The sequence below is a fragment of the Pedobacter sp. CFBP9032 genome (genome assembly GCF_034045265.1).
GTDB lineage: Bacteria > Bacteroidota > Bacteroidia > Sphingobacteriales > Sphingobacteriaceae > Pedobacter.
Window position 1 is genome coordinate 429,342 of sequence record NZ_JAXCWE010000004.1, and the last position, 10,793, is coordinate 440,134.

Here is a 10,793-nt window from a genome sequence, read left to right on the forward strand (position 1 = left end):
CTAGATTAATAAAAATGAAAACAAGATATTATATACAAGCAATTCTGCTTTCAGCCATACTAATGTTTGGAGGATGTAAGAAAGCATTGGAAGAACGCCCTTTTACTGCGTTTACAACAGATTATTTCAAAAGCCCGGAAGGTTTACAGGCAGCCATCAATTCGGTCTATGCAGGTATGCGTTATGATTATGGCCCTATTGGGGCGGTATTATTAGCAAACATGGGTACCGACGAGTGGACTTTTGGCGATCAAGGTAACTCTGGTCAAACCCTTGAGTTGGGTACTTATCAAATTCCGCCTACCAATGGATCAATTTTAACGCCATGGAACAGAAACTATTCGAACATTAACTTGTGTAACGCAATTTTGCAGTTTGCACCGCAGGTAACGATGAGCGATGCAGCGAGAAATGTAATTATGGCCGAAGCCCGTTACTTAAGAGCGCATTACTACATGTTATTAGTGATTCAATTTGGTGCCGTGCCTTTGGATTTAGGTTCAGGTGATTTGGTTTTTACTGATGTAGCATATTACGGCTTCAACCGTATTCCATTTAATGATGTTTTGAAAAAGAACTATCAGGCAATGATTAACGATTTGACTTTTGCGAGTCAGAATCTACCGGTAACTAGGCCATCAAACGCATTTAAACTTTCCCAATCAGCAGCCTTACATTTGTTATCCAAAATCTATTTATACCGTGGTTATTCTGATGCTAAAGAATCTACAGATTTTGCCAATGCTTATAAAACAGCAATGGAGTTAATCAATAACAAAGCAAAATACGGAACTGATTTGCTTCAAGATTATAGTCAGGTTCATAAGCAAGGCAACGATTACAACAGAGAAATTTTATATTCTGTAGAGCGTTTGGCGTTAAACAATGTAAATAATGAAGTGGCCAATCCAGGCAGCGACTTCGCTGATAAAGTAAACTTATCCAATAATTTATTTAACTGTAACTATCAAAATGCGGTTACTGTGGGTGGGGTATCACTAATTGATGATCGCCCGTTGCAGTATGGCCGCCCATTAAGACAATTGGCGCCAACGCCAAATGTTTTCAACAGGGTTTTTGCTGATAAAGGAAATGATAGCCGTTACGATGCAACCTTTAGAACGATGTGGAAAGTAGCAACATTGCGTACTGGTGCAGAACTGGAAACCTTTAAAACCAGGCTGGCTGGTGTAGGTTTCGCCATTGGTGATACGGCAATTTATCTAGCTCCAACTGATGCGAGGGCCGCACAGCTTAAAGCTTTAGGTAAAAAATATAAAGTTTTAGGTCCATCAGAATTTTGGTCGAACCAAAATAAAACCAACCAATTGTATCCAAATTTGAAAAAGTATGATGACAGTGTACGTAATAACTTTCAAGACGTTTCTGGCAGACCATATATCGTAGCCAAACTTTCTGAAGTTTATTTAATTGCTGCAGAAGCTGCGTTTCAGGATGGACGTGCTGCAGATGCTGTTCCATTAATTAATACGTTAAGAGAAAGAGCTGCTTACCGCTCTTGGTTTACCACAGGTGAGTTGGCAACCAGAAGAGCTGCAATGGACATTACTGTGGCTCAAATAAATCTGGATTTTATATTGGATGAACGTACGAGAGAATTATGCGGAGAGGGATTGAGGTGGGCAGATTTAGCTGTTCGGAGAAAGTTAGTGGAACGTGTAAAAGCTTATAATCCCGATGGCGCACTGAATGTGAAAGACTTCCATAATCTGCGTCCAATTCCTCAAAGTCAAATACAAAGTGTAGTTGATCCAGGTGGAGATTCGAATAGAAACAAATACCAAAATCCAGGTTACTATTAGTCAGATAATTAAAGAAATTAAAATGAAAAAGAAATTAATTATACCTGGCTTACTGTTACTAACAGCGGTTGGGATGTATTCTTGCAAGAAAGATATATATAAAGGAGCAGATAGTTTGGCCGATGTACAATTCACTGATAGCGCAGCTGTATTGAAATCATTGGTGTCTTTCCCATTGGGGATGGCTGCAGAATATCAACTTGCATCAACAAACAACAGTTATTGGGCTGTTGTGAAACGCGAAGCAGGTTGGATAACTTTTGGTAACGAACTCAAAAACGATGCGGTAGTTAAAGCCGATGGAACTTACGATTTTACCAGAGCGGATAATTTTTATAATCTAGCCACAACGGCTGGCCTTAAAGTTTTCGGCCACACGTTGGTTTGGCACTCGCAGCAAAGAGCAGCTTATTACAATAGTTTAATCGGTGGTGGAGGAAGTGGTGCTGGCCCCACCAATCTGGTGGTAAACCCAGGTTTTGAAACCACTACTGTTGCCACCACCGCTGAACCCGCAGATGGTTGGTCTGTGTTAAATGGTGCCGGGCAATTTGTAAGCACCGGCAGTAATGTAAATGCTGGTGCAAAAGCACTTCAGGTTAACGTGCCTGCTGGCGGACAAAACTACAACACACAGTTAGTTACAAAAGCACAAATTCCGGTTACAGCAGGAAAAACCTATACCATTTCTTACTACATGAAAGGAGCAACAGCGCAAAATATTCAGTTCGAAATCCGCCCATATTTAGGCGCTACTGCTGGCTCAGTAAATTATCAGGGTGGTAAAGCAGTTACCACGGCTTATTCAAAAGTGACCTATGATTATGCAATTCCAGTGGGTGTAACCGCTATTCAATTGGCTTTCGATCTAGGGGGAACTCAAAATACGCTTTATATCGATGATGTAAGCATTACCGATGCTTCAATTGTTGCGCCTCCAACAGGGAGTGCTTTAACTACAATTGTAGACAATGCCATGAAGAAACATATTCAAACGGTGGTTTCTCGCTATGTGGGTAAAATTACGGCATGGGATGTAATTAACGAACCGTTTAGTGATGCTGCGGAATTGAGAAATAATTCAAATACACCAGCAACCGGAAGAACGGATATATTTGTTTGGCAAAGTTATTTGGGTAGAGATTACGCTGCAAAAGCGTTTACTTATGCGAGAGCATCTGATGCTACGGCAGATTTATACATGAATGATTATAATTTAGAATCGAGCACGGCCAAACTGGATGCCTTTGTAGCGATGGCTAAAGAATTAAAAGCTGCAAATACTGGGATTACAGGTGTGGGTACACAAATGCACTGCAACATCAATACATCATACAATATGATTAACGATATGTTTCAGAAACTGGCAGCAACCGGATTAAAAGTGAGAATTTCAGAGCTCGACATCAGGTTGAACCCTTCAGAAAAGGTGGGTAACGTAGGTGCCTCAATTGCACTTCAAAATCTTCAGGCAGCGATGTACAATTATGTGGTAAAAGCTTATTTCAAATATGTTCCAGAAGCGCAACGCGGAGGAATAACAGTTTGGGGTGTTGCAGATACAGATAGTTGGATTACCACCAGTTTAGCTAAAAATGATGCACCACTTTTATTTAATGCCACTTATGGAAAGAAACCTGCTTTTTCAGGTTTTGCACAAGGACTGAAAGGTCAGTAGAAATAAATAGGTTTTAGTTAAAAGCCATTCCGGGGATCTGGAATGGCTTTTCTTTTGGTTATTTAATGGTTGCTTCAAATGGAGAAGCAGGTAATCCGTCTTTATTGTAAAGATTGGCACCTTCAGGATTATCGGCCCAGGCGTAACGTACAAATAATGGCTTGCTGATTCCTTTGTTAGAAACAACTACTTGATTTCCTTTAATTTCAGCATCAGCCCATACAAATTTCTGGTCAGCTCCGGCAATTGCAAAGTATTTAAGTTTTGTATTCCCTTTTGCTACAAGGCCTTTTCCAATATTTTTAAATGTTAAAATGAGTTTGTCATTATCTGCCGTTATTGTTTTTAAATCTGGACCAGCATGTACGGTTTTCTTGTCGCCATAAATAAGGTTTGCAGCTTGTAAGGCCAATCTTGCCCCAACATCTTTCTTATTTAAAGGATGGATGTCGTTCCATTCTCCCAAATCAATTGCAACGGCCATTGCTGTGTTTTTCTCTGATGATAACTGGCGTTGTTTTTCCCTTAATTCAGCCCAACTGCTTTCCGTAGGGTTCTTCGTGGCCTCCATAAAATTTGGCAATTGGACATACAAAAACGGAAGATTTTGGTTATGAAATGTTGCGCTCCAATCTGAAATCAAGCTTTTCATGAGTGCATAATATTCTTTCGGATTATAGGTGTTTGATTCACCCTGATACCATACCGCCGCTTTGATGTTCAGGTTTTGCAAAGGTGCGATCATGGCATTATACAAGCCAACAGGTTTCCACCGCACAAAAGTTTGTGAGGGCGAAGGTTTTGATGCTACACCTAACTTATATTTCCACTTACCGCTTAATTTAACAGTATCATTTCCAGCTGTTAATAAATAATCTTTATCCAATACAAAACCACCGTTACCTGAATTATTTACAACCCGGACGGTGATGGTGTTCTTTCCGGCTTTTAAAATGCCACCATCAAAAAGATACCTTCTTGGTGGATATTGATAACTCGTGGTGCCGACAAATTCTCCATTAATAAATACGGAATCGGCATCAACGATTCTTCCAAGCAACAGTTTCGCTGGTTTGCCCACCATATTTTGGGGGACATTAATCTCTCTTTTAAACCAGACTACACCATTTACTTTTCCAATCGGCTCATTGGCCCAATAACCAGGGATTTCCATTTCTGTCCAATTGTTATCATCAATATTGCTACGCCAATTGTTTTTCAATCCTTCATCGGCGTCGTTTAATTGGGTATACCAAGCTTTTGATGTTGCCTGATCTGAAGATTCAATTTGTTTAATGAGCTGATCATCTTTAAATTTTAGCAGCTCTTTTTCCAATGGAGGGAAGTTTTTAATGGCGCTTTCACTGATCCAGGATTGTGCCGGAGAACCGCCCAAAGCAGCATTGATAATTCCAACGGGAACTTTGTTTTTTTTATGAATCTCCAAAGCAAAAAAGTAAGCAACACCGGAGAAATCAAGCACATTTTTAGGATTGGCAGATTGCCAGGATCCAGCTGAAAAATCTTTTCGTTGCGCCTTGAAATCATATTCATCGGGCACCAAAAATTGCCTGATGTGAGGGTTGTTGCTGTGCGCTATTTCATTCGGATATTGATCTGCTAATCTTCCCATAGGCAGTTCCATGTTCGATTGTCCGCTACATAAAAAAACATCACCAAATAGAATATCATTTAATATGATTTTATTGCTAGCAGAAAAAATCATTTGATATGGGCCGCCAGCCTTCTGTGGCGGTAGTTTTATCGCCCAACTCCCAGTAGTATCGGCTTTACCAGAATACCATTTGCCTTTAAATTGCAGAGACACCGCTTCATTTGGGGAAGCCCAACCCCAAATTTTTGTGGCATCATTACGCTGCAATACCATTCCATTACTAATCAGTTTTGGAAGTTTAATTTGTGCGTAACTAAGAGAATTACACAAAAGAATAATTGGAAATATAAACCACTTTTTCATTATTGATAAGAATAAAGTTTGATTTTTTGAATACTGTACTCGCCTTCAGGAATTCTTAAATGTCTGCCCTGATGGCTTTGATCTCCATTTAACCTCAGGCCTGGAACCCACTTTTCATTTTCAAAAACACCTTCATCTATTTGGGCAATGCCTGCTCTAAATTTATCTTTTAAAGGTTTAAATGTGGCTACTATGCCTGTTCCTGCAATGATAAATTCATCAGCAGCCAACTGGATAATCAGTCCTCCGGTAATTGGCCAATTTTCATCTTTCGCCTTGCCCGACCAACCCAAATTTAAATCATGAGAGAATGAAAAAATGTAGTCACCTAAACGAACTTCTTGCTTCGAATTGGTTTTATCAAATAATACGCCATTGATGGGTTTTTTACCTTGATGCTTTAAAATCAGCGGACTTAACTGGTTCAGCAACTTATAGGCAGAGCCAATGTCAGCATTCATTTTTTCGTCACCGTTCTCAATAGAAAATGGAGAAAAACCCATCGAATCATAATGGCCGATGGCGTAGAAAGCCTTTGCACCCACACCTTGCTCAAAACGAATTTCGGGGATAAATAATGTGTTTTCGCCACGAACATATAAATCGTTCCAATATTTAAAATCTGGATTATAAAAATCTGGAGAAAGCATGTCGATGCTTGGAGCGCCTGCTTTCCAAATATCCATAATATGGGGTAGCGGGCCAGCGCTAGGATATTCTCCGGGTTTAGCTTCTTTTTTATAGTTCAAAGCAGCATTTAAATACATGGGTAAATTGTATTTTGCTTTTCCAGCTGCAGTTAATTTATTGATGAAATCAGCATAATGCCAAGCCATAAAAATCTCGTCAGTAGCTAGACTCCTGCCAAATACCTCTTCCCAGTTACCAACAGTTTTCGAACCATTTTTCGTCCAAACGGCATTAAACTCGGGGATTAAATTGTTTTTGTTATTTTTTAAATAATCCGATAATTGTGCCGGAATTGGTTTTTTAAAGGCCAGATTCGCCGATTCGCTATGGTCTCTGGCCTCTGGCAACATGCCAATTTCGTTTTCCACCTGTATCATAATTACAGTCTGGTCTTTACTGTCAATTTTCTTGATGAATGAGGTAAGCCCCTGGAAAGCTTTAATGTCTGCATTTAAACTGTTGTTAGAAAATGGGCTTAATATCTCTTGCCCGATCCCGTTTTTATCTGTTGCTCTGGGAAATCTTTTCTGATCTGTTTTTACCCAAACAGGGGCATAACAAGACATGCTGTTTTTCCAGGCACCGAACCACAAGAAAATCAATTTTAAATTGTTTTTTCTGGCGTTCACAATTAAATCATTAACCAAATCAAAATTAAACTTTCCTTCTTCAGGCTCAATTAGTTCCCAGTACACCGGCGCCAAAATGGTATTTGCATTGAGGCTTTTAACTTTTCCCCAAATGGGTTTCATGTATTCGGTGTTGGATGAGCTTGAGTTGCCTAATTCGCCGCCTAAAATAAGGTAAGGTTTATCTTGTACATAGAGCTGTTTTGTTGTTCCTTGCTGTTTTAAATAGGGTTGAGCGAACAAACTTAACGCAGGGAAAATTAAAAACGTGAGCACTAATATGCGGGTTTTTCTCATAATATTTTAATGGTTAGAATTGATTTTCATCAAAATGGATGCACTAAAATAGGAAGAAAAAATACTTAATGCAATCGGTTGCAATTTTATTTCTTTATTTCTATCTTCAGCTATTTAACCAGATATAATTTCTTGAAATGAAAAAGCTATTTTTCTGTATATTAATGGCATTGGCACTTCACAGTGCAGCGCAAATAAAATTTACCAATCCGATTCTTTCTGGATTTTATCCAGATCCGAGTGTAACCAAAGTGGGTGCAGACTATTACCTCGTCAACTCTACTTTTGCTTATTTTCCGGGAATTCCCGTTTTTCATAGTAAAGACCTTAAAAACTGGAAGCAAATTGGTAATGTTATCGACCGACCAACACAGATGAATTTTCTGGGCGATCGGGTAACGCGTGGATTATTCGCACCTTCGATTAATTTTCATAATGGCTTATATTACGTTACCTGCACGTTAATTGATCATCAGGGTAATTTTGTGGTAACAGCCAAAAATCCGGCTGGGCCGTGGAGCGATCCGGTTTGGCTACCCGAAGTTAAAGGAATAGATCCTTCGCTATTTTTCGACCGCAACAAGGCCTACATCGTTTACAACAGTGATGCACCAGATAATAAGCCGCTTTATAGTGGTCATCGTACCATCAGGGTATATGAATTTGATCCGGTAAATTTAAAAGTGCTGGGTGATGAGGTGCAACTGGTTAACGGTGGTGTAGACATCAGTAAAAAACCGGTTTGGATAGAAGGGCCGCATATTTTTAAGCGGGGTAATTGGTATTATTTGTGTGCGGCAGAAGGAGGTACCTCCGTTAATCATTCGCAGGTGATCTTGCGGAGCCAAAGTGCAACGGGACCTTATGTGCCCTTCGATCAAAACCCTATTCTAACGCAAAGAGATCTGGATCCGAACAGAAAAAATCCAATCACTTCGGCAGGACATGCGGAACTAATCGAAGGGCCGGATGGAAAAAGTTATGCTGTGTTTTTAGCGGTTCGGCCATATGAAGGTGATTATTACAATACTGGCAGGGAGACTTTTATTGCACCTGTTAAGTGGGAAAACGACTGGCCAATCATTAATCCGGATAGCAAGGAGCTGAAATTTAGTTATGCTGCTGGTTTTGAAGAAATTAAGCAAGCTGACGCAAGGCCGCAAAGTGGTAATTTTTCTTATCGGATTAAGTTCGAAAAGCAATTGGATCCGGCTTTATTATTTTTAAGAACAATGGATACCAGCTGGTTTCGGTTAAATAAATCAAATGGATTAACCATGAAACTTTTGCCTGAAACGATTATGGGTACAGGGCATCCGGCTTTTATCGGAAAAAGGCAGCAACACTTAACAGCTAAAGCAAGTACTGCATTGATCTTTAATGCTAAAAGTAAAAATGAAAAAGCTGGAATTACAATTTTTCAGAATGAATCACATTTCTATTATTTATGCAAGTCTAAAGCTGGTGGGAAGTCGGTGCTTCAAGTTTTTAAAGGAATAAAAGATGAAAAGGAGATGGAATTGTTGAAACAAATTGAACTAAACAGTGCGTTAGTTTATCTGCAAATTGAGGCCGACCGGGATAAGTATAATTTCCGTTATGCAACTTCTCCAAAACAATGGAAGTTGCTGTTAGGGAATGCGGATGGCAAATTCCTGAGCACGAAAGAAGCGGGAGGTTTTGTAGGTTCGTTATTTGCTCTTTATGCAACTTCATCTGGTGAAAAATCAGTAAAAACTGCAAATTTTAAGTGGATGGATTATGAAGGAAATGATATTATTTTTTGATGAATTGGCAGTTATAGCGATCGCCATTCTTGTTGTAAATCTAAGTCTGCATCCTATTTTCTCGTCGTGCTATTGCCACCCTGCTCTCCGGCCTAAGAAATGATGGAATGAGAAATATGTCTTTTATGCTTCGAGTTAAAGGGGTTCTGTTTTGTCCTGGCCGGACGGTCCTTTTTTCTTTTGACAGCAAAAGAAACAAAGTTGCCGGCTCGCAATTATTCATATAGTCTTTATATTTTTAGTTGTATTCATGAGGGCTACGCCGTTTTTCTGTTAAAGTTAGTGAGTAGGCTTGGACATTGCCATCCCGAAAAATTGACCATGCCGGTTTAACAGCAGAACGAAGAAACAGTGGTTTGGCCTTGTTGGGTAGTGATAGCGACCGCCATTCTTGTTATTAATCTAAGTCCGCATCCTAATTCTCATCGTGCTATTGCCACCCTGCTATCCGGCCTAGGGAATGATGGAAGGAGAAAACGTTAAAGCTTCAGCCACAATCTTTCAACCCACCACAGCCCAAGGCAGCGCGTCCTCTCCCGATCCTTCATCGGGTGCTTGTGCTGCCGAAATAAAGCTTTAACGAGTTTATCCGACATCAGGTCCAAGCCTTGATTTTTGTTTCTTTTCATCAAGGAAAAGAAAATAGCCCTTCGGCGGCTAGCCGAGGCAAGCCAGAGTAGTGGGGAAATGTTTCGGCAGGTGATGACACCCGCTGATAGATAAATGCTACAGCTAAAATGTCCTTTACGCTTTGTGTCAAAAGGATTCTATTTTGTCCTGGCCGGACGGGCTCTCTTCTTTGGGCAACCAAAGAAGCAAAGTTGCCGGCTCGCAATTTTTTTATTCAAGTCAGTAGCTAGGCTAGGTCAGTGCTATCCCAAAAAATTGACCATGCCGGTCTAAGAGCAGAACGAAGAAACGGTGGTTTGGCCTTTCCAGGAGGCCATAGCGATCGTCATTCTTGTTATAAATCTAAGTCCGCATCCTAATTCTCATCGTGCTATTGCCACCCTGCTATCCGGCCTAGGGAATGACGGAAGGAGAAAACGTTAAAGCTTCTGCCACAATCTTCCATACCCCACACCCCAAGGCAGCGCGTCCTCTCCCGATTTTTCATCGGGTGCTTGTGCTGCCGAAGCAAAGCTTTAACGAATTTATCCGACATCAGGTCCAAGCCTTGACTTTTGCTTCTTTTTGTTAAGAAAAAGAAGAAAGCCCATCGGCGGCTAGCCGAGGCAAGCCAGCGTAGCTGGGAAAAGCGTTCGGCAAGCGATGACATCTGCAGATAGATGAATAGTACAATAAAAACTCTTTTCCGCTTCGGGTTAAAAGGATTTTATCGCGTCCTGGCCGGACGGGCCTTTTTTCTTTTGACAGCAAAAGAAACAAAACTGCCGGCTCGCAATTATTCATATAGTCTTTATATTTTTAGTTGTATTCATGAGGGCTACGCCGTTTTTCTGTTAAAGTTAGTGAGTAGGCTTGGACATTGCTATCCCAAAAAATTGACCATGCCGGTCTAAGAGCAGAACGAAGAAACAATGGTTTGGCCTTGTTGGGTAGTGATAGCGATCGCCATTCTTGTTGTAAGTCTAAGTCCGCATCCTAATTCTCATCGTGCTATTGCCAATTTGCTATCCGGCCTAGGAGAAGATGAAAAGAGAAAAATGTCTTTTATGCTGTGTGTTAAAAGGATTTTATCGTGTCCTGGCCGGACGGGCCTCTTTTCTTTTGACAGCAAAAGAAACAAAACTGCCGGCTCGCAATTTTTCTGTTAAAGTTAGTGGGTAGGCTTGGATATTGCCATCCCGAAAAATTGACCATGCCGGTCTTAGAGCAGAACGAAGAAACGGTGGTTTGGCCTTGCCAGGAGGCCATAGCGATCGCCATTCTTATTACAAATCTAAGTCT

At 40.5% G+C, this 10,793-nt stretch carries 5 protein-coding genes; 3 read left to right on the top strand and 2 right to left on the bottom strand.

All coding sequences use genetic code 11. The features are described 5' to 3' along the window. Positions 1–14 precede the first annotated feature (14 nt). Together SOM16_RS10500 and SOM16_RS10505 are read left to right on the top strand one after the other, a co-directional pair. On the top strand, positions 15–1,823 hold the full coding sequence (locus tag SOM16_RS10500) for a RagB/SusD family nutrient uptake outer membrane protein (RefSeq protein WP_320463958.1): 1,809 nt from the start codon (positions 15–17) through the stop codon (positions 1,821–1,823). A 22-nt stretch (positions 1,824–1,845) separates the two neighbouring features. Then, the gene (locus tag SOM16_RS10505; RefSeq protein ID WP_320463959.1) at positions 1,846–3,501 is read left to right on the top strand and encodes an endo-1,4-beta-xylanase; all 1,656 of its coding nucleotides are present in this window, start codon (positions 1,846–1,848) and stop codon (positions 3,499–3,501) included. A gap of 58 nt (positions 3,502–3,559) precedes the next feature. Here the strand turns inward: SOM16_RS10505 and SOM16_RS10510 are convergent, their stop codons facing one another. Both SOM16_RS10510 and SOM16_RS10515 read right to left on the bottom strand, forming a co-directional pair. Then, a complete protein-coding gene (locus SOM16_RS10510; RefSeq protein WP_320463960.1) occupies positions 3,560–5,479 on the bottom strand; it encodes a sialate O-acetylesterase in 1,920 nt (639 codons plus the stop codon). Beyond that, positions 5,479–7,095 carry a DUF5597 domain-containing protein gene (locus tag SOM16_RS10515; protein WP_320463961.1) on the bottom strand — a complete coding sequence of 539 codons (1,617 nt, stop codon included), beginning with the start codon at positions 7,093–7,095 and terminating at the stop codon, positions 5,479–5,481. The genes SOM16_RS10510 and SOM16_RS10515 overlap by 1 nt, the downstream gene beginning before the upstream one ends. A gap of 137 nt (positions 7,096–7,232) precedes the next feature. On the opposite strand from SOM16_RS10515, the gene SOM16_RS10520 reads away from it, so the two are divergent. Beyond that, on the top strand, positions 7,233–8,882 hold the full coding sequence (locus SOM16_RS10520; RefSeq protein ID WP_320463962.1) for a glycoside hydrolase family 43 protein: 1,650 nt from the start codon (positions 7,233–7,235) through the stop codon (positions 8,880–8,882). Positions 8,883–10,793: the final 1,911 nt, after the last annotated feature.